This window comes from Pseudomonas sp. EZ-C24, assembly GCF_014525325.1.
Lineage (GTDB): Bacteria > Pseudomonadota > Gammaproteobacteria > Pseudomonadales > Pseudomonadaceae > Aquipseudomonas > Aquipseudomonas shirazensis.
The window spans coordinates 35,943-60,565 of record NZ_JACDIU010000012.1 but is presented as its reverse complement, the minus strand read 5'-3'; the positions used below and the strand labels follow the sequence as shown (position 1 = coordinate 60,565).

Here is a 24,623-nt window from a genome sequence, read left to right as displayed (position 1 = left end):
CTGAAAAGGCGGCGCTTGTTCACCCGCTCGGCGGGTGCCGTCAGTCGTGGCGCTCGATGATCGCCGAACCCCATGACAGGCCAACACCAAAGCCGCTCAAGGCTACGCGTCGATGCTGCGAGCCCAGCACGTGCTTCTCCAGCAAAAGCGGAATGCTCGACGAGACCGTATTGCCGGTCTCGACCATATCCTTGACGAAGCGCTGCTTGTGCTCGCCCTCATTGAAACGCAAGGACACCGCATCGACGATCGCTGCACTGCCCTGATGCAGGCAATACAGATCGATGTCAGTGGCCTGCAACGCGCTGGCATCGAGCAGTTGCTGCAGATGCGCAGGGATCTTCACCAAGGCGAAGTTATACACCTGACGCCCGTTCATGAAGAACTTGCCGTCAGTGGTGCGCAAATGCTCGGCGCCGGCGCCGTCACTGCCAAACAGTGCCTTGCCCAACTGCCAGCGGGCATCCTCGCCCATCCAGGTAGCGGTGGCGGCATCGCCAAACAGCATTGTGGTGTTGCGATCTTCCGGATCTACGATTTTCGAATACGGATCGGCCGTGATCAGCAGGCCATTCTTCAGGCCTGCGGCTTCCATGAAGCCCTTCATGGCGTACAGACCGTAGACGTAGCCCGAGCAGCCTAAAGAAATGTCGAAAGCAGCTACATGGGTTGCCAGGCCGAGCTTGTGCTGAACGATGGCAGCGGTATGCGGCAGCCCTTCGGCGTCACCGTTCTGGGTGACGACAATCACTACATCTATCGACGCCGGATCCAGCGCCGGGTTGCCCGCGAACAGGGCCTTGGCGGCCTCGACACAGAGGTCGGAGGTTTCCTGCTCCTGAGCCTTGCGCGGCAAGAAAGTCGAACCGATCTTGCCGAAGATGAAATCCTGATCCTTACCGAACTTCGCACCCTGAGCGTAATTGTCAACGCCCTCGACAGGTACGTAGCTGGCGATGCTTTTGATGCCAATCATTGTGGCTTCCCGATGGAAATGGCAAAAATAGGCGGGCGTGGGGCCGTGGCCGCTAGTCGTGCATGCCGCGCCGGCATGGCTACCCGCTGACTCTATAGAGTAGAGATGCGCGTTCCGACTGCCAAGTCACGGTTGTGACAAATACGTCACGCTACGCAGCAACGGCGTTGCACCGGCGCATCGGCACGCGCAACGCCGGCCTGCAGTCAATTGCAGGCCGACGTTGCGCGCCGCACGTCAATCAGCCAGCCAGGCCTTGCGCCAGCGCTGCAGGTTTTCACCTTCAAGCATGCAATGTTGCAGTACCTGAGCGCGCAGTGCATCCCCCAGCCGCCCAGTGGCGTCCAGGTCGTGCAGGTGCATGCGCACAGCGTCCAGCCAATCGCCCAGGCGCTCGTCCACCAGAGTGACGGGCAACTCGCCGCGGTCGCAGGCATGGGCGCTGCTGATCACCGGCACGCCACACGCGCCCAGCTCGAGCAGACGCAAGCTGCTCTGGCTGTTGCGCAACAGCCCTGGTCGCAGCGGCGCCAGCGCCAGGTCAAGATCAAGCCGAGCCAACTGCTGCGCATAGCCAGTCTGCCGCAGGCCCGTATGGCGCTCCGTCAGATACGGACGCAACACGTCCGAGCAGTTGCCAAGCAACACCCACTCGACTTCGCCAGCCAGGCTCATGACCAACTCCTCGACAACCGCCAGGTTACTGCCATCAGCTGCGTCGCCGATCAAACCGACGCGCGGCTTGGCGCTGATCCGGCGACGTCCGCCGAGGTTGCTCCAGTGCTGCGGATCGAGCATGTCGGGCACGACCACAATGGAGGAGTGGCTAGCGGCCAGGGCATCTGCCAGGGCCTCATTGGCCACCACCAGACGGTCGGCAAAGGCAAGCTGCAGGCCGCGCAACTGATCGTGTGCCAGGCCGCTCTCGCCACCCAGCGCCAGCACTGGCTCGAGCACCTTGAACGCGCGCGAGAACGCCGACAAACGCTGCAGACGCTCGATCTGCATATGGCCAAGCGGGGTTTGCAGCACAACGCTGTCCGGCGCATAGCGCTCCAGCTCAGTTACCGACAGCTGAGTCTGGATCGTTGCACCGTCGGCGAGGCCAGCCCGTCGCAACGCTTGCAGTGGCTCGTCAGTGCGCTGCACAGCTTCGCCTTCAACGGCGCAGGCAAGGACCTTCGGCAGCGGCTGCCACGACGACAACGGGTCCCAGCTCAGGCGGCTCGGGGCAACCTGAAACGCCTTGCCTGCGCTTAGCGCGAAGTGCGTGCTGTACGCCGGATCGCGTGCCAGCAGCGGCAACCAGCGGGTGTACAGCGCCTGCTCCTGCTCGTGGGTGATGGCAGGCTCGACGGTCTCGCTGATCAACAGCGCAGCGCGCGGCGTCCACACATTCAGATAACCCGCAGCATGCAGCCGCAGGCACAAGTCGACATCAGCCCAGGCGGCCAGCTCGGGGCTTTCGTCGAAACCACCGGCCTCCATGAACAACGCCTTGCCCATCATCATGCAGTGACCGCTGACCGCGGCATGGTTCTGATCGACCAGCAGCCGCTGCAGATAGCCCGCCCCCGCCATCGGCAGGTCTCGGAACACGCGCCCCACCGTGCCGTCCAGGCCCAGTACCAGGCCACCATGGCGCACGGTACAGTCACTGGCCAGCAACTTGGCACCGACCACCCCGACTTCCTGACGGCATGCATGGTTGACCAGTTGCTGCAGCCAATCGGTCTCCAGCACCGCGATACCCGCGTGCAGCCACAGCAGCAACTCACCTTGCGCCTGCTGGGCAGCGACATTGCGCACCTGCACCGACGACAAGTCAGCGGGCAGGCGCACCACCTTGATCAGTTGCCCACCCAATTGCTCGACACCGTCAAGCCAGGCTTGCAGGTCCGGGTCCTCAGCGCCCTGATCCAACAGCACTACCTCGAAGGTGCGGTAGGTGGTTTTTTCGAGGATGGTGTCCAGGCACCGGCGGACTCGCTCCAGGCCGTACTCGGTCGAAACCAGAATACTCACAAGCGCACTTTCGCCGACGCCGTAGTTCAGCTCGTAGTGACCCGGCACTCGCCCTGCCACTGCCGCCCCCTCGAAGCCTCGGGCAAGCAGATGACGCTCGATAGTCGCGCGGTGGTCCGGGCAATCGAGCAGTGCTCGACTGTCACTGATCAGCAGCGGCTCGCTGACGTGACCAAGTCCCTCCAGACCCTGGTCTTCGATCAGGCGCAAGATCAGGTCAAGCTCGACCGCCGTCCCCGCCTCGGCATTGAAGCCGCCCAACTGCAGCCAGGCATCCCGGCTGAACAGCCAGTGCCGAGCCATCACGCCGGGCAGGCTGAGCAGCATGTCCAGATTCAACCCCGGGCGCATCGCCAACTGCTCGCCGACACCTGGCACACGCAGCACCTCGTCGCCGTAAACAGCACGCAGCCCGGGCGCACCGAGCATATCCAGAGCTGCCACCAGCAGGCCGCTGGCGGTGAATTCGCTGCCCGCCTCGACCAGCATGAACCAGTCAAAACCTGCCTCGCGAACTGCCTGATCAATCAGCGGATGGAGAGGCTCGCTGCCAATGCGCAGGATATGCAGCTTGTCCTGAGCGCTGGTTGCTGCGCCAAGCTCCAGGGCCGACAAGACCACGATGCTTAGGCCTGGATAGCGGTTGTGCTCGGGGCTCAAGCTGCGCAAGGTCAGGTCGAGGCGATCGGCATCGCCTTCGCGATCCAGCACCAGCACGCCGATCCTAGGCATGCCACTGGCCAGGCGCTCATCGATCAGCACCTGCTGCGCCGCGGTCGGCGTGCGCTCGGCAAGCCAGGCCGGCACGTCCAGTGCTGCCGGCAGCAGCGGGAACTGACGCATGGCCGCCTGGAGCTGCTCGGTTGCGGTTGCTACCTGGCCGCCATTGGCGATGATCTCGGCGATCGGTTGCGCATAGATTTCACAGAACACTTGCTCGCGCAGCTGCAGGTAAGCCTGACGCCCTTCGGCGGTATCCGCTTCGCGCAGGCGGCTCTTCAACTGGTCGAGTTCGATCAACTGCGGGGTGAACCCGCCATCGGATGCGCTCGGCAGCATGGCGGCATTGACGTGTACTCGCCATTGCGAATCGGTCGCCAGCAGCAACGACAGCAGGCGCTCCATGACAAACACCTTGCACTCGTAACCCTGCGTACCGCGATGCAGGGTTGGCGTGTTCAGCGCCTGGCCGTAAGGCGTAGACCACTGCCCGTCACGGGCCAGCTCAGCCGCCTGGAAGATGCTCTCTGCCTTGCTGAACCAATGCCGCCAGAAGCGCGGTTTGGCAATAAAGTAATTACAGAACTGCGCTTGCTTCGAGTCCATCACCAGGGTTTCGAGATCGACGCCTGGGGCCACCTGGCGGGCCATCTCGACGCAGACCGGCCAAATATTGGGGTGATGCACCAGCGCCTGGATAAAGATGTTTTCGTAACGCGCGCCGTCCGGGAAGAACACCGGGAACAGCAACACGTCAGCGTCATCTGGCGCCGACTCGACGAAGCGCAACACGTGCTCGGCATCGAGCCCGGTCTTCTGCTTGAAGCGCGGCGAGAGCACACCGTAGAAGGCATTCTCGTCGAGCGGCTTGTCCATCAGCAGCTTGCGCATTGGCCAGTATTCAGCCCAGTCCGGGCGCTGACCGACGTTGTCCAGCGGCGTGTAGCCTGGCTCAAGCAACGCACGGGTTTCGTCCGAATAGAAGATCTGGTGGATATGCGCCCGCGCAGGCGCGGCCACCGCTGCCGGGCCAACGAACGCCAGCTGCAACGACAGCGGCCCGGCCAGCCCGGACATCCCCGGGAAGGCGCCACTGCTGCGCAGTTCGATATCGGTCACGCCGTACTCGTTGGGCTGGTACGGCAGCAGCAGGCGCTGCGCGCCATCGTTGCCAAGGGTGATCTCGGTCAGGTAGCGGCCGTTGACCCAGACCTGGGTGGTGAACGGGAACACGTCATATTGCTGGCCCGGCAAGGCACCGAGCAGCACTTCCACGGCTGCCGTCGACGGCGCCTGGCCGATGACCGCCGGGGTCAACTGCAACGCTGCGTTCTGCCCTACAAAGTAGCGGCCTGCCGTACCGCCGACGATGCGCAGGATCCACCCACGCAAAACGACATTGAGCTTGTCGCTTTGCCACTGGGCTTGTTGCCCGCCAGCACTCAGGGTTTGCCACAGGGTGCTGAAGACCTCGTCGTCGACTGCCGACGGCAACTGCTCGAAACTGCGTTGCAAGGTATGCGCAGGCAGCAGTTGCCAAGCCTTTTGCCCCTGCCATTGCTGCAAGGCCGCACGCAGGCGCTGGCGCACCCAGGCCTGGCTGTCGGCTGCAGGAGCCTCGACCGGCAAGACACCCGAGTGATTCAGCGCCAACCCATCCAGCGCACCGGCGGCCAGCGCGGCCAGGCCGTCGCTGATCTGATGGGCGCTGCCAGGGATACCGGCAAAGTCGCCATCGACCAGCAGGTAGCTATGGTCTGCGCCGGGGGTCGCGGCGCGTGCTGCTAACCACTGCTGGGCCTCGGCCTGGCTGCCGAGCAGGCTGATGTGCTTGAACGCCAGGGTCTGCTCAAATGCCTGGTACAACTGCGCTGCGTCAGCGCCGTGGCGACCATCGATGACCACATGCAGGCGTGGCGCCTGAGCGATGGCAGATGCCACCCGCTCAGCACTGCGGCCGTCGGCAAAGTCGCCATACAATTGCTGCACGCGCTCGCGCTGGGCAGCCCGGCAACGGGTCTGATGCAAGTTGTACGCGTCGCCCAGCAGTTCGAGGAACGCCTGATCGTCGCTAAACTCCATGCCGATATCACGCCAGGCATTGCCCGGTGCGTCAGGGTTGTACTCCCAATGGCCGACCCGCGCTTCGCTGGAATAGAGCAGGATCGGGCGATCCAGCGCCATGAATTCAAACAGCAGGGACGAGCGGTCGGCCACCAGAATGTCGGCCTCGGCAAAGCTGTCGGCAATGCTCGCTTCAGGGTCGTCGACCAATTCCAGCAGCGGGTCGGCAGCGACCTGCAGGCGCCACTTGCTCATCAAGTCACGGAACAGCGCCTTGTCGACCACAAAGCTGTGTTCATGCTGGACGATGGCCGGGTGCGGTTTGATGATGATTCGCGCACGGGGATAGACCGAACGGATCAGCGGCACAATACGCTCACCGAAGTACACCGCCGCGCTGATTTCCGGGTTGTAGGTCGGCGCGAACAGAATGGTCGGCTGAGCATCGCTGAGTGGCCGTGCGGGCAGCCGGAACACCTGATCGACCCAGGCGTTGCCGGTCAACAGGAAGCCGTGGCGCGGGTGCACGTTGGAGAGCAGCGTGTCTTCGATATCCCAGACACTGCCACACAGATAATCGGCATGGTTGTACTGCTGCTCGGCAAAGCCATAACGGGTCACCGAACCATGGCGCATACCGATCAGCAGCACCTGATGGGCATCGCAGTAATCGCGCCAGAATTCCACCGACCAGCCATCGGCAACCACGATCACCTGCGGCTGCCACTGCATCACCTCTTCGATCGACAGGCTCAGCAGGCTCGTTTCAAAACAGGCAGCCAGCGGCCGCAGCGAGCGGAAGTGGAACGGCATGCTGCCGTAGCAGGCCACGCGCAGCCCGGCGATGGGCAGCGCGGCGGACTCACTGAGCACTGGCTGGAACACATACAGCACACTGGTCTGGCCACAGTTGTGCATGGTCAACAGCGGATGCCGCGCCACCTCGCGCAGGCCGAGTGAACGAATCAGCGCCAGGTAGCGCGACTCGGGGCGATACTTGGCTTCGTACTGATCGTTGAGCAAGGTCCGCGCTTCACTGCCTTGCAGCAGCACCGAGTCCTTCAGGATCAGTTGCCCGCCCGGTTTGAGCAGCGCCAGCGCACGCAACACCACCCGGGCGGCTGCAGTATCGTCACTGATGGTGGTCAATACACCCATCAGGCTGACCGCATCGAAACGCTCTTCGCAAGAGAACTGGAAAACGTCGGCAACGTGGAATTCGACGTTGTCGATCTGTTGCTCGCGGGCTTTCTGGCGCGCCTGGTCGATCAGCTTTTCACCCACATCGAACGCCACCACCCGTGCCGCGGCCTGGGCAAAGAGCAAGCTGAATTCACCATCTGCGCAGCCAATGTCGAGCACCTGGGCATCTGCCGGCAGCGACGGCAAAACGTGCGTCAGCAGGCAATCACGCTGGCGTTCATAGAGCTGCGCCGGGCCGATTTGGCCGCGCTCGGTCTGGCTCCAGAACTGCCGCGCTACCTGACCCTGTTGGTTATTACTCATTGTCGCCCCACTGATTCGCAAAGACTTTACGTGCCATATCCAGATCTGCTGTGGTGTCGATGTCGAACGCCTTCAACTTGAAGGCGGGCAACGGCAAGCAGGCTTCCAGCGCTTGATAAACGAAGATCGGCTGATCAACCACGATCTGCGGCTTGATCACGGCAATGCCGGTCCACTCCACCGCGTAATGCGGCTCGCGGGTGAAACCGAGCACCTGCGTGCCGCTGTCGTCGAGCTGTACGCGCACGCCATCGCTGGTCAGGTAGGGCGAAACGCCGATCAGCTGTTCGTTGTCGTTGGCCGCCTGCAGGAACGCCTCGAAACTGCGTGAATCCATGACGGTATCGGCGTCGAGCACCAGCAGGCGCTCATCGAGATGGCGGGATACGCGGTAGATGCTCTGCAGCGTGTTGGTGCGGGCGTAGTCGGGGTTGCGCACGACGATCAGGTCGGGGCGCAAGGCGATGGCGTGGGCGATCACCTCTTCTTCCTGAAAGCCGACCACCAGCCAGACGCTTTCGGCCCATTGCAGGCGCTCAAGATGCCAGTCAAGCAACGAGCGCCCGGCAACTTCGACCAGGCATTTGGGCTTGTTAAGCCCCAACCGCGAGCCAATCCCGGCGGCGCAGATTACAGCGTGCTTAACAGGCGACATAGAGCCTTCCCATCGTAGGTAACGAAATCACTCAGTTTGACCAGCTCTTTGTTCGGCTGATGAACACCGCCAAAGGCGATGCGCCAGTCAGCGGCTTCGAACATCGGCACATCGTTCATGCCCTCGCCCACCGCGACGATGCGGTCAAAGCGCGAACGCAAGCTGCTGACCGCATCGCCCTTGTGCAGAATGTGCTCGACCCCATCCAGCTGGCCGTGCCCGTCGAGGCGCGCAGTCGAGCTGAAGCTATGGATGCCGAGCTTGTCGAGCACAGGCTTTACCCACAGGTCGAGGTTGCCGGTCACCACGAACGCCTGCTCAGGGTGGCGACGGATGAAGTCGAGAATGGCCGGATCGAACTCGACGTGTTGATCGAGCGCAGCGTGAATCCAGTCCAGGCGCGCATCGCGCAGCAGCCTGACGCGCAGCTTGAACGACTTGTCGAACGGCAGCAGGCCGGCGATGGTGGCCTGAGTCAGGGCGCTGATCTCGTCTTCCAGCCCCACCGAGGTGGCAATCAGCGGCAACAGCTCCTGACGGGTCAGGGTGCCATCGAGATCGAAGCAGTACGCGGTGGTCATAGCTCGGTTCCTTGACGGCGCAGGACGAAGAAGTACTGCCGCGTCTCTGCACGTTTTTCCAGGCCTTCGGGGAACAGAAAGCCTTCGTGCTCGACGAATATGCCCAGGCCCTCGAAGGCCTGCGCCATCAGTTTGCGCAGCTCGTCGGCGGTGCGATAGATCGCAGAGTATTCGTCGGCGAGTTCTTCGGAGTAGAACCGGTCAAGGGTGAAGCGCTCGCTGACACCCACCGGCTCACGCAGGTAGATGCCGCCGCCGGAAACGATCAGTTGCGCGGCATCACGCAGCACCTTGATGCAGTCGGCATCGTTCAGATAGATCAACAGCCCGGAGATCAACGCCAGGTCAAAAGGCGCTTGCAGCAGCAGCGCCTGAGGCTGGATATCAGTTGCCGACATGACCTGAAAATGCAGGCCCGCCAACTGCCGCTTGACGATCTCTCGCTGAGCTTTTTCGATCAGGCTGGCGCTGAAGTCCAGGCCCAGATACTCAAGCCCCTGACAGTTGCTGGCCAGATACCAGCCCCAGCGCCCGGTGCCGCAACCGATGTCCAGAATCCGCTGTACCTGGCCCAGGCCGAGGATGTCGGCCATCGCGGCTTTTTCGGCCTGATCGCGCTTTTCCACCAGCTCAGCGTTGTGATCCTGGTACATGGTCGCGCTCAGCACGTTGGCGTACTCGCGCTTGCCCCGTGATTCGAAGAAGGCGCGGGTAGCGTCGTAATCGATGGCTACATGCTTGCCCTTGATACGTCGAGAATCGTTCAAGATGTCTCCTGCTAATTGACGTCATGACGGATTTGCTGAAAGCGCTGGCGCGTACACCGATGCGGGCTCGGCCATGGCTTGGCCTAGTCAGAAATCCAACACTTGCTTGTATTCACGGGCACGAAGCAAGATGTCTGCCAACGCGCACAAAAAAGCCGGGCAGCGCCCGGCTTGGTTGATTGCCGTCAATCAGGCCAGCTCGTGCAACCAGCGTGGCCCGGACGAGGTTGCCGGCTGGGCGATACCCGCGCTGCCATCGGTAGCCACAGCACGGGTGAACGCCCAGGGCATCTGCGCCGTCAGTGCTTGCAGCGAGGCCTCGGCCAATACCGGCAGTGCCGGGTTGAACAACTGCGCCTGGGGCGCCATCAGTACCAGCAGACCGGCCTGCGCGACCTGCAGGCACAGGGCGATATCCAGCGGTTGCTCCAGGCTCAGCCCGCCCAACGCATCGAGCACCTGCTTGCGCACCATCAAGCCATCAGCGCTAACTGCATGACAGCCGCGCACCACGTCCAGCCCAAGCGCCTCGGTGCTGTCGCCACAGCCCAGCCAGCTGGCATGGACCTGGCGGTTTTCGAGCAGCTCGTAGCCGGCGTGGCTGACATGGCCCGCGCCGTCATGCATCTGACAGCCCACCACCCCGACCTCAGGACGTTGCGCCTGATTGAGCAGTGCCTCGATCCAGCCCGGCGTTGCAACCTGGCTGCGGTCGCTGAGCAGCACCAGGTACTCACCGCGCGCTTCGTTGGCCGCCATGTTGAGCCGGCTTGCAAGTGATTCGGCAGGGCAGGCGAGCATTCGCGCGCGGCCGCCCAAATTGGCTTCAAGGCGCTGCTCACCTTGAGTCACGACCAACACTTCATAACGCGGATAGCGGGTCCGCTGCTGAATGCTCGCCAGGCTGCTCGCCAATTGCTGCATGTCATCGCCGGCGGCGAGCAGAATACTCACCAGTGGCGTGCCTGGATGGCGGAAATCGATCTGCAGTCGACCCTGCGGCCCTTGCGCGACCTGGCCGCGATAACCCAACTGGAGCAGGTGCCGGTCAAGCGTGAGCAGTGCATCGGGCAGCATTGCCTCACCGTTGTTGCGGCCGACTACCAGGTACTCCTCGACATGCCCTAAACCGCCCATGCCGTGCGTTTCAACCAAGCGCAGCAACACATCGAAATCAAGCGCCTGACGGCTGGCATCGCGGTAGCCGCCGATCTCCAGCAATACCTCACGGCGGATCAGCCAGTGCGGCGCCATCAGTTCGGGACGACTGCGCAGCAAGTCGACATCAGCCCCCGGGCGCTGGATCGCGATCAACCGACCCTCACTGTCGCGTTGCACTTCATTGCCACAGACCGCCTTGCAGTCCGGCGCCTGCGTCAATTCGACCTGTAGCCGCAGCAAGCCACTACCGGCCAATTCGTCGCCGGCCTGCAACAGCATCAGCCAGTCGCATGGCAGCTGCCGAGTGACTTGGTTGAGGTGGGACACGACGCTCTCGGCAGTGACCTTGACGAAGTGCAAGGTGTCGCGCGCAGTCGTGATCGCCGGCAAGTTGCCGGCCTTCAGCACGACGATATGAAAGTCGCGCAGACCGCTGCCAGCGATGCTGTCGAAGGTGCGCTGCAAGGCCTCGTTATCGTCCTCAAGATCAACCACCAAGAGTGCCAGAGGCACCGCCTTGGCAGCAGCCAAATGCGCCTGTACGCGCTTGCGGCCTGACGCATCAAGGGTTGCCTCGGCAAGCGCCTGCAGAATACCGCCGGATGGCGTGCGGGCCAGACGCTGCGACAACTGCGGGGCGCCGACCTGCTCCAGCAGGGCCAGCCAGCACTCGAGCTCGCGGCGCTGTTGATCGTTGTCCTCCGTCAATACATCGAGCAGCAGCTGGCAGACCTGAGGTGCGAACATGTTGATCGAGAGTGCCTGCCAGTAACGCCCACGCAGCGTGCCAAGGTTGTCGCTGGGGTGCTGTTGCAGCAAGTCGCGCTGACGTACCCAAGCGCCCTCCACTGCCCGCACATGGGCTTTGCCGACCGGCCAGGCGTGAAGCAGGAACTCCAGTGCCGACAGTTGCTTGAACAACTTGGCATTGTAGTAAGGCAGTTCAACGTATTGGCGCGCTTCAAAACTGCGTACCGGCTCGTGGACGACGCTGGCCCAGGGTGAGACGAACAGCAACGGCGCAGCGCCAATCGAGCCGGTGGTCAGGACAAACTGGCGCAAGATGGCAAAGCCGTCCTCATCAGCGAAAACACCGCCCTGCTGCTCATCCCACTGACGCAGCGCGCGCACCGCTGGCGCCAGCGCATCGGCATCGAGCGGCTGCTCGAAGCATTCACTGACCACCATGGTCTGTTCGAGCACGTGGATCTCGCCCTGGCCAAGCAAGGCAAAGGACAGACCCAGCAACCAGTCCTCGCCCTCAAGAGTTCTCGGCGACTCGGCCAGCGCAGCACGCAAGGCGTCCACCCGCAGCACCGCGCGCCAGGGCTGCAAGCCGCTCAGAGCGTGTTGCAACAAGCGTTCGCGGACATCGCCCGGTACCTGCTGATGGGCAGTTTCGCCCAAACGGTGATAGCTCACCGTGCTGTTACCTGGGCGCATGCCGAGTGCATAGCCCTGGGCACCCTGCACCTGTGGATGCGCCGACAGCCATTGCTGCGCTTCGCGCAAGGCATCGAGCAAAAGGAATTCGCTGTCTCTGGCCAGCACGACGAAGGGCGTTGTGAGCTGTTCGAGCGCCTGCGCAAGGGCCGCATACAAATCCTCGACACTGTCACCGTCGACCACCCGGGGCTGGCAGCCGTGGCCAACCAGATAGGCAGTGGCGCGCGCGCGATAATCGTGATCGGCGCTGCCCAGCAGCAGCACACTGATGTCAAGGGCCGGCGAGGTGTTCACGGTGGATTGTTCAGTCATGGGGTACCCGATGCTCAAAATTCAGTGTTGTCAAGAAGCGCCGTTGTGGCGCTTCAGTCAGCCAGCCAGGCGTTGGCCCAATGCTGCAGATGGCGCTCGGTGAGCACGTAATCACGCAGCACTGCCTCTCGCAAGGCATCGCCCTGACGATAGCTGGCATCCGGATCGGCAAGGTGCATGCGAATCGCCTCAAGCCAGGCCTGTGGGCTGTTGCCGGCGACGCGTGTGCAAGGCAGATACCCGGCATAGGCCTTGGTATCCGAGCAGATCACCGGGAAGCCGCAGGCGCCGTATTCGAGCAGGCGCAAATTGCTCTTGCAGTCGTTGAACAGGTTCTGCTCCAACGGCGCCAGCGCAAGGTCCAGGTTGAGGCTGGCCAGTTTCTGCGGATACAGCGCCATCGGGATGCCTTGATGGAACTCCTTGATGTAGGGCCGCAGGGAGTCCGGGCACATGCCGAAGAACACCCAGTCGACCTCATCAGCCAAGGTTTTGACCACCTCCAACAGCAATTCCAGATCGCCGCGGTGGCTGGTGCCGCCAGCCCAGCCCACGCGCGGGCGGGCTGTGGTCTGGCGAGCGCTGGACAGCCCCGACCAGATGCGTGCGGCCAGCATGTTGGGCACCACCCGGATGTCGTTGTGCATGCTCGACAGGGCATCCGCCAACGGCTCGGTGGACACCACCAGGCGATCGCACAGGCCAATGCTCCGTTGGATCAGTTCGCGGATATCCCCAGGAATGTTGCGCGAGTGGTCGTTACGCTTGGGGACATCGATGATGTAGTCGTCGATCTCGTAGACATAGCGGGCATTGGAGGACGGCAGCAGTTGCTGCAGGTGGGCAACCGAGCTCGCCTTGCTGCGGTACTGAACGATCACCACGTCGGGCTTTTCCCGTTCCAGCTCGATCAGGCTCGGCAGGCTGTAGTCCAGGCGCCCCTGGATCCAGCCAGCGTTCTCCAGCTCCTGGAAAGGATGCGACATGCGGTAGTGGCCGACCGCAGAAGAGTTCACCGGCAAGGCCAGCACCGATGGCAGCACCCGTTTGATGAACGGGTCCCAGCCCTGACGCTGGCCCGGGTCGAGCGTGAAGCTGGCCATTTTCAGGTTGAGATTGCGATTGTAGGCTGGGTCGCGGGCGATCTTGCTCAGCCAGCGCTGATAGAAGACCGCCGCGTCGCTGGCCTTACACGCGCTGGCCATGGGCAGCGGCGCAGGCCCGGACAACCTTGCCAGCAAAGCTGCAGGGGTCCATACCAGCAGGTACCCCGCCTCACTGACGCGCAGACACAGGTCTGCCTCGTGCAAGCCACCTTGCAGGGCCTCGACATCAAAGCCGCCAACGCTCTCGAACACTTCACGGCGGACCAGCATGCAGTCAAGCGACAGCGCACTCAGATTCTGTGCAGATACCAGCCGATACAGGTAGCCGCTGGCATCTGCCGGCATACCGACAAACGGGCTGCCAACTTCACCATGCAGGCCCAGTATCAGACCCGCACTGAACACGCCGCCGGCGGCGTTGCAGAGCTTGGGACCAACCACGCCAACCTCAGGCCGGCGGGCCTGGGCCATCAGTTGCGCCAGCCAGCGTGAATCGAAGGCTACACAGGCGCTGTCGAGCATCAGCAGATAGTCGCCACGGGCGCTGGCGGTGGCTTGATTGAGGCGGGCCACGCGGCAGTCGCTGCCAACGCTGATCACGCGCAGTTGATCGCTGCCCAAGCCCTGCATGGCTTCGAGCCATTGGCGCAGCTCCGGCGACGGCTCGAACGGAGCGACCAGCAGCACTTCAAAATTGCTGTACGCAGTGTGCTCGAACAGCGATTCAAGGCAGCGTCGGGCGTTGTTCACGTCAGTACCGACATCGAGCAGGATCGACACCCCGGCCAGCCCCTCATGCAGGTAGCTGACCTGGCACAGGGCCCGATCAGCGGCGCAGGTCACTTCAGCCTCTACTCCAAGGCGGCGTAGGTGCGCCTGAACCACACGCGGCGCCTGCGCAATGCAACGCGGGTCACTGAGCCACTGGTCGAAACTCCACCGGCTATGCACCAGCAGTTCATCGATGTGTTCGATGATGTGCAAGCCACGGCTTTCGACCAAGCGCCACAGCACGTCATGCGGGGCCAACACACCAAAATCGGCATCGAACCCGCCGGCTTCACGCAACGCCTTGCAGTCAAAAGCCAGCAAGCGACCGACGTAAGGCAGGCTGCGCATCAGGTCGAGATTGAAGTCAGGTTTGAACACCGGCGCGCTGGCGCTGACACCGTCGTGTCTATCCTCATCGATATACAGGCAGGCGCGATCGCGCAGGACCATGCGCTCGGCCATGATCGCCAGTGCATGTGGGACTACCCGGTCGCCTGCCTGTAACAGGAAGATCCAGTCAGCGTCGTCCGCGCTCTGCAGGCGGCGCTGCAATTGCGCCAGGCCGTCACCCTGCAACAGCAGGTGTTCGAGGTTTGCTGCCGGCGCCAGCGTCATCTGCGCCGGCGCCAGGACCCAGCATGCAGTCATTGGATAGGACTGCAGCGCCAAGCTGTCCAGGGTCGTGCGCAGCGCTTGTTCCTGGCCTGGCTCGGCCCAGATCACCGTCACTATGCGCGGCTGCGCAGGCCACTGCTGAATACGCTTGGGCAGCAACTTGAGCTGTGCCGGCGTCAGCCTGCGGCACTCCAGCCACTGCGCGTAGACCTCGTCGAAGGTCATACAGTCGCTGCCGACCTGCTGCTGAGTCCGGGCGTTCTGCAAAGCACCGAGGCCATTGAGGTCATATTCCTGCCACAGCGTGCTTTGCTCATCGACATAGTCGAGCAGCGGCACATAACGCACCCAACCCTTGGCAGGCGCTGCCTCGCTGCTCCTGGCAAGCAGCATTGCCTTGATCCAGTCACTCTCGAGCGGATACAGCAAGGTGATGCTGCTCTGATGGCTCAGCCGGCGCGGATGCAGGCGCTCAAGGCAGAGAAAGCGATCAAGGTGGCCGAGGTTGCCGCGGCGCAGCATGCAGATGTACAGCGCAAGGTCCAGGCGTGCGACAAATCCTTGGCCCTCTTGTACCAGCTGCGGCAAGAATTCTTCGACCAGGCCTCGCCGCAGCAGCGCACTGCTCAGGCCGCCGAACAGGTTGGGCGTTGCATGCTCCAAGGCCTCAAGCAGGTCGGTGCCTTTGACCACTGCGTCATCCGGGCACATCACCATGTTGAGCATGCGTGAGGGCAGCAATGAGTCGTCCGCAGCGCAGAGCATGCGTTGGCAGATGGTCATGCTGACATCGGCGCGCGCCGTCATCGCCGCTGCCTGCAAGCTCACGCAGTCGTTAAACAACAGGTCGTCATCGCACAGAAACTTGACCAGTTCGCCGCGCGCCTGCGCCAGGCAGACCAGCAGATTGCGACTGAACCCCAGCGTTTGCGCGTTGCGCACATAGCGAATGGGCTTACCGGCCTGGCCGCTGACCTCGTCGACGATACGTTGAATGTCCTCGCCCTGACTGTCGTCGCAGACCACCACTTCCAGGTGCGGATAGTCCTGGTTGAGCGCACTCATCAGCGCGTTCTGAAAAAACTCGGGATTGAATGCCGGAATGACGATGCTGACGAGAGGTGAATGATTCACGATGGGGAACCTGGGAGAAGGTTCGCGCAGCGCCCGTTATCAAGCACTGCGCGACCGCTGACACGAGAGGGGATCAGATGTAATTGAGCAGCGACAGCCCGGCCACCTTGGCGTAGGCCTGCAGCGAAGCTTGCAGCATGTTGCTCTGCATCTGCAGGCGGATCATTACTTCGGCCGGGTCGCTTTCGCGGATCGAGCTTTGCGTCTTGCCGTTCTCGGCGCTCAGCGACTCGTTGGTCTCAGCCTGAATGTCCAGCGCCTGACCGCGACCACCAATCGAGCTGATCGACGAGCTGACCTGGTTGATGCCACTGGCAACGTTGCCGATGGCCGAATCCAGCGAAGCGAGGAAGTTCTGCCTGGCCACCGGGTCGTTGTCCATCGGCGTGGTCAGCGCCGTGCGCAGTTGGCTGATGGTGTCTAGCACGTTCTGAGTCTGATGGGTGTTGGCCTTGATCGCGAACGAGTCACCGGCATCCGGCTCTGTGGAGAACTTGAAGGTCAAGCCGGCCACAGTGGCCGTAGTGTTGGCGCCAGTGCCAGACAAGGTGCCGCTGCCGATCGGACGACTGTCGGCGCTGTAAGGCGCGGCGTACAGATCGAACTGGGTCGGATCGGTTTCGGAGAACTTGAGTACCGCGCCGCCCGCCGGGAAGGCAGCCTTGTACTTGTCCTGGTCCGAGATGCTGGCACCGGTCAGCTGGCTGCCGCTGACGCCATTGCCTGCGCTGCGCGTGCCGCTGACGGTATCTTCTTTCGCACCCAGGGTGAAGGTGTGGCCACTGATGGCGGCATCCGGGTCGGCGCTGTCACCAGCCTTGAAGCTGATCTCCAGGCGCAGATCGACTCCGCGGAAGTTGATCATGGTGTTGGTACCGTTGGGATCGAACTTGCCGCCCTGGGCCGCCTCGTTGGTGACGTCGTCGCCGTTGGCGGCAGTGATCTTGATCTGCGTGCTGCTGACGAACTCGACGGTGTAGGGCTCACCGCGACGGAAGCGATCGTTGAACACCGAACTGCCGCTTACCTGGCCATTGGACAGGTTGACGCGACCATCATCCGGGCTCGGCGCAGTCTGCTTGGCCTCAGTACGGCTGGTATTGAGCGCCTGCTCGAAAGCACTGTAGCCGGTTTCATTGGCGGCCAGGCTGAGCATGTCGCCCACCTGCAGGACCAGGCTGCTCTGGTCACCCTGGTAGCTGAAGGTGCCGTCGGCATTCTTCACATACGGCGGAGTGTCGCCTTTGGAGCCGGAGAACAGGTACTTGCCGTTCTCGTCCTTGCTGTTCATCAGCGAGAACAGCTGATCTTCCAGCGAGGACAACTCGTCAGCGTTGGCCTTGCGGTCAGCATCGGTGAAACCGGCGTTGCCGGAGCTGATAGCCAGTTCATTGACTCGCTGCAGGATACTGCCGATGGCATTCAGAGTGCTCTCGGTGCTACCCAGTGCATTGCGCACGTTGGTGATGTTGGTACTGTATTGCTTGAGCATGTTCTGCTGCTGCTCAAGCTGCAGCAAACGCGCGGCGCCCACCGGATCATCAGCAGCGCTGCGAATGCGCAGATTGTCGGAAGCCTCTTGCCGAGTCTTGTCCAGATTGGCGAAGTTGCGCTGATAGTTGGCGCTGTTGGTGTTGTAGAACTGCGAAGTGGAAATGCGCACGGTCTACGCTCCTTAAAGGCTGTTGATCAAAGTGGCGAAGGTTTCCTGGGCCGCCTTGATGATCTGCGACGACGCGGTGTAGTACTGCTGGAACTTGATCAGATTGCCGGTCTCTTCGTCGACCGATACCCCTGACAGCGAATTGCGGCTGTCCAGAGCAGATTTTTGCAGCGCGTCGGTGGCGTTGCTGTCCATCTTCGCCTGACCGGCCTTGCCGCCGACGTTGGACACCAGCTTGGCGTAAGCGTCGGTGATGCTGATGCCCTTGCCGTTGGCACCCACATCCACGGTCGATCTGGTCTGCAGGTCTAGTACCGATTGAGCATTGCGGTTATCCGCCGAGCCTGCGCCGGTCAGCGCCACGCTGTAGCTGTCGCCGTTTTTTGGCGCGCCGTTGACGTTCATCTCGAAGGTAAAATTGCCACCTAGAGCATTGCCATTGGCATCGGTCAAAGGCACCGACAATTGCAGCTTGTTGTCCTGGCCGGGGATGATCGTGCCGGTGCCGATCGAATCGCCCTTGGCGTTGTACAGGGTGTAGCTCTGCGGCGAGGCGCCGTCATCGCCGAACACCAGTTTGACCGGAGTGGAGTACTTCAGGCCGGTCTGCATCTTGTTCAGCTGCGCGGCATCATAGATGTCCAGCTCGCTGGTCAGCTTGGGCTGGGTGATCACCCCAGTGCCCTTGTTGCCCGAACCGCTGGTCGCGGTCAGCGGCGAAGCCATGGCCAAGCGTTTGGGGTCGGTCAGCACCGACTCGATGGTAGCGCTGGCGTTGCGCGTCGGGGTGATCTTGAAGCTGTCACCGACAGCGTAGGTGCCGCCATTGCCGGACAGGCTGAAGCCGTCGAACACCGGCGCCGGGTCGTCGTCGAGGTTGTGCGTGCCCATGTCGGTGCCTTCGGGCAGCTTGCGCACGGTGTACTCTTTCAGGTTGGCCGGGTTGTTGAAGGTTACCTGATAGTCACTGGTGCCAAGCTTGCCGGTGTCGGCAATGGTCACGTTGATATTGCCGGTGCCGGCATTGCCCTGCCTGGCGATGCTGCGCTCGCTGATGGCCTTGGCGCTGTTGATGTCGCCGAACAGGCTGGCGCCGAAGTTGCCTTCCTTGTCGATGCCTTGGGCCAATTGGCTGTTGATTGCATCCGCCACCACCAGCGCCACGCGACCAAGCTCATTGAGCGCAGGGTCGAGGGTCTCTTTGCGGTAGCGAATCAGGCCGCCGAGCTCACCACCGGTGGTGCTGTTGGTGATGTCCATCTTGGTCGAGCCGCGATTGAGCACGAGGCTCATGCGGGTGGGATCGGTCGCGGTTGGCTCGACACCCAGGGTCTGCGTGGTATTGCCCAGCACCAGCGCCTGGCCGTTCTTCAGGTAGATGTCGTAGTTGCCGTTTTTCTGCTCGACCACATCGGCGCCGATCAGCGCGGTCAACTCACGAACTGCACCGTCGCGCTGGTCGAGCAGATCGTTGGGCTGGCCGGTGACCACGCCGACCTTGGAGATCTGCGTGTTCAGATCGGCAATGGTCTTGGTCAGGTTGTTCACCTGAGTGGCCAGCGAAGCCATGTTGCTGTTGCTGTTGCTGTTCTGCTGATTGAGCTGGGCAGACAACGTATTGAAACGCTTGGCCAAGGTCTGCGCGCTGGTCAGCAGCAACTGGCGCGAGGCGTCTTCAGTAGGCTTGGCCGAGGCATCCTGCATCGCACTGAAAAAGCTCTGCAGGGCGGCGGTGATACCGGTGTCGGCGCTGGACAGGGCGGTGTCCAGCGGCGTGATCTGATTCAGGTAAGAGGTGGCATCGCTGGACAGCGACGTAGTGGTGCGCAACTGGTTCTCGAGAAACGCGTTGTACACCCGACGTACGTCGGCCAGGGTGGTACCGGTACCGATGAAGACCTGGCCAGTCTGCTGGCCGCCGCTGGTCTTCTGCACGTTTTGCTGACGCGAGTAGCTGGCGACATCGGCATTGGCGATGTTGTTACCCAGGGTGTACAACCCCGACTGTGCGGCTCCAAGCCCAGACATGCCAATATTGAGCAAACTCGCCATGGTTCTCTACCCTTAACGTTGCGTGGTGGTACCGAGCATTGCGTAGCTCTCGTACGACTTCATCTGTTTAGCGATCTGCGAGATCTTGCTGGCGTAGTTCGGGTCGGTTGCGTACCCGGCCTTCTGCAGCTCTCGCACAAACTGTTCTGGGTTATCGGCCGACTTGACCGCATCTTGATAGCGCGCATTGTTCTGCAGCAGGCTGACCAGGTCGTGGAAACTGTCCTGGTAGGAGTCGTAGGAACGGAACGCGGCGGTTTCCTTGACGAAGGCGCCATCGCGGAACTCGCTGGTGATCGCCCGCGCTTCACCGCCCTGCCAACTGCCGGTGGCCTTGATGCCGAACAGGTTGTGGCTGCTGCTGCCATCGGTGTTGCGCATCACCGACTTGCCCCAGCCGGTTTCCAGCGCGGCCTGGGCTACCAGGTAGCGCGGGTCGATGCCGATGCGCTTGGCCGCTTGTTCAGCCATTGGCAGCATGGTCGAGACGAATTCGTCACTGTTGCCGAAGGCCCTTTTCGGCGCCAGCGGTGGCTGGGCCATGGCCCGACCGAGGATGCGCGTACCGCCATCGGCGGCAGCAAACGCTTGCGCTGGCTCCCAGTCGCCCTTGACCACGCCATTGACCAGTTGCCCGTCACGCGCCGGCAGCGCCGCACCAGCGCCGGCCAGCGCCGGGTTGCCGGCAGACGGCACGATGCCGGCCAGCAGCCGATCGGTGAGCTTGCCAGGCAGCGACAGGCGCCGCGAGTTGAGCGCGGCGACGTCATTGCGCGCGGCACTGCTGGTATCGCCGTGAACCGGCGTCGCCACCTTGGTCCCCCACAGCGCAGGGCCTGCGCCCTCGCCGCGCAGGAACGGGTTGGGCGTCGCGACCGGGTTCTTCTGCTTGGACAATTGCCGCACCAGCACATCCTGCAAGCCGATGCCGCCGCCCTCGCGGGACATACTCACGGACAGCTGCTGGTCGTACATGTCACGGTACTGCTTGACCGTCTCGGTGTTCAGCTCGTTGTCTTCAGCCAGTACGTCACTAGCCTTGCGCGAAGCCTTGAGCATCTCGCTGATGAACAGCGACTCGAACTCCTGGGCGACTTTGCGCACGTTCGCTTCGCTGTCACGATCGCCATGCTTGAGCGAGGTCAGGCGGTTGAGGTCGGTGTAGGCACCGCTGTCGGCTTGACTGGAAACCAGACTCTTGGAGTTCATCAAAGCGCCCTCAAATCACGATCAGGTCGGCTTGCAGAGCACCGGCCTGTTTCAGCGCTTCAAGGATGGCCATCAAGTCACTGGGCGCTGCCCCGACCTGGTTGACCGCTCGGACGATCTCATCCAGCGTGGTGCCCGGGCCGAACTTGAACATCGGCTTGGCTTCCTGCTCGGCGTTCACGCGCGAACGTGGCACCACGGCCGTCTGGCCATTGGAGAACGGCCCCGGCTGGCTGACGATCGGGTCTTCGGTAATGGTCACGGTCAGGCTGCCGTGGGTCACCGCAGCCGGCGAAACCTTGACGTTCTGGCCGATGACGATGGTGCCGGTACGCGAGTTGATGATGACCTTGGCCACGGCCTGGCCCGGATCGATCTCGAGGTTCTCCAGGATCGACAGGTAGTCGACACGCTGGCTTGGGTCCATCGGCGCAGTGACCCGCACCGAACCGCCATCGAGGGCCTGGGCAACACCTGGGCCGAGCAGCTCGTTGACCTTGTCGACGATGCGCTTGGCGGTGGTGAAGTCAGGGCGATTGAGGTTCAGGGTCAGGCTGTTGCCCTGGTTGAAACCACTCGGCACGGCCCGCTCGACACTGGCACCGCCAGGGATACGCCCGGCCGATGGCACGTTGACGGTAATCTTCGAGCCATCGCGACCTTCGGCGTCAAAACCGCCGACCACCAGATTGCCCTGGGCGATGGCGTAGACGTTGCCGTCGATACCCTTGAGCGGGGTCATCAGCAAGCTGCCGCCGCGCAGGCTCTTGGAGTTACCGATCGACGACACGGTGATATCGACCACCTGGCCCGGCTTGGCAAACGCTGGCAGATCCGCATGGATCGACACGGCGGCGACGTTCTTCAGCTGCACGTTGCCCGAGCCTGGCGGCACCTTGATGCCGAACTGCGAGAGCATGTTGTTGAAGGTCTGCAGGGTGAACGGGGTCTGCGTGGTCTGGTCGCCAGTGCCGTTCAAGCCGACCACCAGGCCATAACCAATCAGCTGGTTGGTGCGCACGCCGGAGATACTGGCGATGTCCTTGAGGCGCTCGGCGTGGGCGCTGAACGCACAGGATACAAGCACGGTTGCGGCAATCAGCTGCCTGAAATTAAGCATGGGCATCCGTACTCAGAAAGGCCAAAGCGGGCTGAGGAAGAAGCGGTCCAGCCAACCGGGCTGGCTGGCATCGGCAAACGAACCGGTACCCGAATAGGTGATGCGCGCATCGGCGACGCGGGTCGACGGTACGGTGTTGTCGGTGGCGATGTCATCGGCGCGCACCAGCCCGGCAATCCGCACCAGCTCGTCGCCGGTGTTAAGGGTCATCCACTTCTCGCCGCGCACGGCGATGATGCCGTTGGGCAGGACTTCAGCCACGGTCACAGTGACCGAACCGGTCAAGGTATTGCCCTGGGCGGCCTTGCTGTCGCCCTTGGTCGCGCGGTTACCGCTGTAGCCGGCTTCGAGCGACAGGTCACCACTGCCCAACGGGTTGTTGGTATTGGGGATGGCGCCGAACAGCGAAGTCAGGCCGAGGCTGGCCTTGCTGTCTTTGCCCACTTGGGAGTTGGCACTCTTGCTCGCCGAGGTACGCTCGTTGAGGGTGATCGTGATGATGTCACCCACCCGAAACGCCTTGCGGTCGCCATACAGGTTCTGCTCGAAGCCGGCCTGATAGATCGAGCCGTTGTTGGCCGACGCCGGCAATGGGGTGCGCGGCAACACCGGCGCGTAGTACGGGTCGTTGGGCTTGGGCGTCGGCGCGACGCAACCGGCCAACAACACCGCCCCACCCAGGGCGAATACGGACAACAGACGACTCATGACGCTTCCCTCACGGTAGAACTGGCGCTGCAACAGCGACCTAAGGTTTACAGCTGCTGGGTGACGAACCCGAGCATCTTGTCGGCGGTCGAAATGACTTTGGAGTTCATCTCGTAGGCACGCTGGGTAGTGATCATGTTGACCAGCTCTTCCACGGTGCTGACGTTGGAGTTTTCCAAGGTCTGCTGCAGGGTAGTACCGAAGCCGTTCAGGCCCGGGGTACCGACCTGTGGCGCGCCGCTGGCGGCGGTTTCCAGAAACAGGTTGTTGCCCATTGCCTGGAGGCCTGCCGGGTTGATGAAGTCAGCCGTCTGCAGGTTGCCGATGATCTGCGCTGCCGGGTTGCCGGCGGTGGTGATCGACACGGTACCGTCCTGGCCCACGGTGAAGGTCTGGGCGTCGTTGGGGACGACGATCGCAGGCTCCAGGGCAAAACCGTTGGCGGTCACTACCTGACCATCGGAGTTCAGGTGGAAGGTACCGTCACGGGTGTAGGACACGGTACCGTCAGGCTGCAAGACCTGGAAGAAGCCGCGACCATTGACCGCCAGGTCGAGCGGGTTCTCGGTGGTTTGCAGGCTGCCGGTCTGGAAGTTCTTCTGGGTGCCAACGATGCGCACACCGGTACCGACCTGCAGGCCCGAAGGCAGCTCGCTGTCTTGCGTCGACTGAGCGCCAGGCTGGCGTTTGATCTGGTACAGCAGGTCCTGGAATTCGGCGCGATCACGCTTGAAGCCGGTGGTCGAAACGTTGGCCAGGTTGTTGGAAATGACCGTCAGGTTGGTGTCCTGGGCGGACAAACCGGTCTTGGCGACCCAAAGTGCCGGAAGCATAGTGTTCTCCTCGCGCGCCTGTTTTTCGGCACCCGTTCAAAATTGATTAGCTGATTTGCAAAACCCGGGCCATGGCTTCATCGCCTTCCTTGGCCGTGTTCATCATCTTCACGTGCAGTTCGAACTGGCGCGACAAGGCCAGCACCGAGGTCATTTCCTCGACGGCATTGACGTTGCTCGACTCAAGGAAACCCGACACCACCTTGACGTTGATGTCAGCATCCGCAGGCTGGCCACTGGTGGTGTGGATCATGCCGTCGGTACCTTTGGTCAGGCCCTTGATGTCCGGGTTGACCAACTTGATACGGTCGACCTCAGCCATCACCCGCGGGTCTTCACCCATGGCGCGAATGCTGATGGTGCCGTCTTCGCCGATCTCGACCTTCTGCTCGGGCGGCACGGCAATCGGGCCGCCGTTGCCGATCACCGGCATGCCATTGCCAGCGCGCAGGACGCCGAGGGCGTCAATATTGAGGCTGCCGGTGCGTACATAGGCTTCGCTGCCATCTGGTGCCTGCACGGCGATAAAGCCATTGCCGGTCACGGCAACGTCCAGCTCGCGGCCGGTTTCTACCAGCGCACCGGCGGTGAAGTCGGTGGCCGGGCGCTCGGACAGGGCAAATGCTCGCGACGGAAAGCTGTCACCAAACACCGGCATCGAGCGCGCCTGCTCCAGGTCACGCTGGAAACCGTTGGTTGAAACGTTCGCCAGGTTGTTGGCATGGGCCTTTTGCGCCAGCGCGTTCTGGCTGGCGCCGGTCATGGCCACGTAAAGCATCTTGTCCACAGTCTTCCTCCACTGCACTGGCGATTGCTTGCCGCTCGCCGCTGCTATACAGGCGATAAAGCAAGTTCCGAACCAACTTTTACAAAGCATGAAAAAGCCCGTGTTTACGGGCTCATGGGGGATAGTGGGGAAATACTCACGCCGGATATCCGGCGCTTGCTTGCCGCCGGCGGCAACTGGCTACAACTCGCGGCAACCGGCATTGTTGAAGGGCCCGGCAAAACGCTTCCAGCCCTCCCCTGGCGACCACTGCGAACACACCAGCCGGCCATCCACCTGGCTTTCCCAGCGCCACCACGGCGCGGTGCCAGCCTGGGCCTGCAGCAGGTACAACACAGCAGCGCTGGCGATGATCAGTTTTTTCATGTCCACCTTGCCTGAAACGACGAGCCCCTTGCAGTGAAGGGGCTCG

The 24,623-nt window shown here is 62.4% G+C and carries 15 protein-coding genes; all 15 read right to left on the bottom strand.

Annotated elements, in window-relative coordinates; genetic code table 11:
- Positions 1-40: 40 nt before the first annotated feature.
- The gene (locus tag IDM28_RS07050; RefSeq protein WP_188035617.1) at positions 41-976 is read right to left on the bottom strand and encodes a ketoacyl-ACP synthase III; all 936 of its coding nucleotides are present in this window, start codon (positions 974-976) and stop codon (positions 41-43) included.
- Between the two features lie 237 nt (positions 977-1,213).
- Positions 1,214-7,291, bottom strand: a complete 6,078-nt coding sequence (locus IDM28_RS07045; RefSeq protein ID WP_188035616.1) for a methyltransferase domain-containing protein — start codon at positions 7,289-7,291, stop codon at positions 1,214-1,216.
- Positions 7,284-7,946 carry an NTP transferase domain-containing protein gene (locus IDM28_RS07040; RefSeq protein ID WP_188035615.1) on the bottom strand — a complete coding sequence of 221 codons (663 nt, stop codon included), beginning with the start codon at positions 7,944-7,946 and terminating at the stop codon, positions 7,284-7,286. Before IDM28_RS07040 ends, IDM28_RS07045 begins: the two co-directional genes overlap by 8 nt.
- Positions 7,922-8,527, bottom strand: a complete 606-nt coding sequence (locus IDM28_RS07035; RefSeq protein WP_119143377.1) for an HAD-IB family phosphatase — start codon at positions 8,525-8,527, stop codon at positions 7,922-7,924. Before IDM28_RS07035 ends, IDM28_RS07040 begins: the two co-directional genes overlap by 25 nt.
- Positions 8,524-9,294 carry a class I SAM-dependent methyltransferase gene (locus tag IDM28_RS07030; protein WP_188035614.1) on the bottom strand — a complete coding sequence of 257 codons (771 nt, stop codon included), beginning with the start codon at positions 9,292-9,294 and terminating at the stop codon, positions 8,524-8,526. The genes IDM28_RS07035 and IDM28_RS07030 overlap by 4 nt, the downstream gene beginning before the upstream one ends.
- A gap of 189 nt (positions 9,295-9,483) precedes the next feature.
- Entirely contained in the window at positions 9,484-12,213 is a 2,730-nt protein-coding gene (locus tag IDM28_RS07025) for a glycosyltransferase family 2 protein (protein WP_188035613.1), read from the bottom strand.
- 53 nt (positions 12,214-12,266) lie between these two features.
- Complete coding sequence (locus tag IDM28_RS07020; protein ID WP_188035612.1) at positions 12,267-15,839, bottom strand: glycosyltransferase; 3,573 nt, start codon at positions 15,837-15,839, stop codon at positions 12,267-12,269.
- Positions 15,840-15,912: 73 nt separating this feature from the next.
- Positions 15,913-17,502, bottom strand: coding sequence for a flagellar hook-associated protein 3 (locus tag IDM28_RS07015; protein ID WP_188035611.1), 1,590 nt, complete (start codon positions 17,500-17,502; stop codon positions 15,913-15,915).
- A 12-nt stretch (positions 17,503-17,514) separates the two neighbouring features.
- Entirely contained in the window at positions 17,515-19,554 is a 2,040-nt protein-coding gene (flgK, locus tag IDM28_RS07010) for a flagellar hook-associated protein FlgK (protein ID WP_188035610.1), read from the bottom strand.
- Positions 19,555-19,566: 12 nt separating this feature from the next.
- Positions 19,567-20,763, bottom strand: coding sequence for a flagellar assembly peptidoglycan hydrolase FlgJ (gene flgJ, locus IDM28_RS07005; protein WP_101317783.1), 1,197 nt, complete (start codon positions 20,761-20,763; stop codon positions 19,567-19,569).
- Positions 20,764-20,773: 10 nt separating this feature from the next.
- Positions 20,774-21,883: a flagellar basal body P-ring protein FlgI gene (locus IDM28_RS07000; RefSeq protein WP_101317781.1), complete on the bottom strand. Its 1,110-nt coding sequence runs from the start codon at positions 21,881-21,883 to the stop codon at positions 20,774-20,776.
- Positions 21,884-21,895: 12 nt separating this feature from the next.
- A complete protein-coding gene (flgH, locus tag IDM28_RS06995) occupies positions 21,896-22,591 on the bottom strand; it encodes a flagellar basal body L-ring protein FlgH (protein ID WP_101317779.1) in 696 nt (231 codons plus the stop codon).
- A 47-nt stretch (positions 22,592-22,638) separates the two neighbouring features.
- Positions 22,639-23,424, bottom strand: a complete 786-nt coding sequence (gene flgG / locus IDM28_RS06990) for a flagellar basal-body rod protein FlgG (RefSeq protein WP_101317777.1) — start codon at positions 23,422-23,424, stop codon at positions 22,639-22,641.
- 46 nt (positions 23,425-23,470) lie between these two features.
- On the bottom strand, positions 23,471-24,211 hold the full coding sequence (gene flgF, locus IDM28_RS06985) for a flagellar basal-body rod protein FlgF (RefSeq protein WP_150569790.1): 741 nt from the start codon (positions 24,209-24,211) through the stop codon (positions 23,471-23,473).
- A 180-nt stretch (positions 24,212-24,391) separates the two neighbouring features.
- On the bottom strand, positions 24,392-24,577 hold the full coding sequence (locus tag IDM28_RS06980; RefSeq protein ID WP_150569791.1) for a hypothetical protein: 186 nt from the start codon (positions 24,575-24,577) through the stop codon (positions 24,392-24,394).
- Positions 24,578-24,623 lie beyond the last annotated feature (46 nt).

Excerpts from the sequence above, each read along its gene's own strand:
- IDM28_RS07050 (WP_188035617.1), bottom strand. The coding sequence starts at position 976 with ATGATTGGCATCAAAAGCATCGCCAGCTACGTACCTGTCGAGGGCGTT.
- flgJ (WP_101317783.1), bottom strand. The coding sequence starts at position 20,763 with ATGAACTCCAAGAGTCTGGTTTCCAGTCAAGCCGACAGCGGTGCCTAC.
- flgH (WP_101317779.1), bottom strand. The coding sequence starts at position 22,591 with ATGAGTCGTCTGTTGTCCGTATTCGCCCTGGGTGGGGCGGTGTTGTTG.
- IDM28_RS07000 (WP_101317781.1), bottom strand. The coding sequence starts at position 21,883 with ATGCTTAATTTCAGGCAGCTGATTGCCGCAACCGTGCTTGTATCCTGT.
- IDM28_RS06980 (WP_150569791.1), bottom strand. The coding sequence starts at position 24,577 with ATGAAAAAACTGATCATCGCCAGCGCTGCTGTGTTGTACCTGCTGCAG.
- flgK (WP_188035610.1), bottom strand. The coding sequence starts at position 19,554 with ATGGCGAGTTTGCTCAATATTGGCATGTCTGGGCTTGGAGCCGCACAG.
- IDM28_RS07045 (WP_188035616.1), bottom strand. The coding sequence starts at position 7,291 with ATGAGTAATAACCAACAGGGTCAGGTAGCGCGGCAGTTCTGGAGCCAG.
- IDM28_RS07035 (WP_119143377.1), bottom strand. The coding sequence starts at position 8,527 with ATGACCACCGCGTACTGCTTCGATCTCGATGGCACCCTGACCCGTCAG.
- flgG (WP_101317777.1), bottom strand. The coding sequence starts at position 23,424 with ATGCTTCCGGCACTTTGGGTCGCCAAGACCGGTTTGTCCGCCCAGGAC.
- IDM28_RS07040 (WP_188035615.1), bottom strand. The coding sequence starts at position 7,946 with ATGTCGCCTGTTAAGCACGCTGTAATCTGCGCCGCCGGGATTGGCTCG.
- IDM28_RS07025 (WP_188035613.1), bottom strand. The coding sequence starts at position 12,213 with ATGACTGAACAATCCACCGTGAACACCTCGCCGGCCCTTGACATCAGT.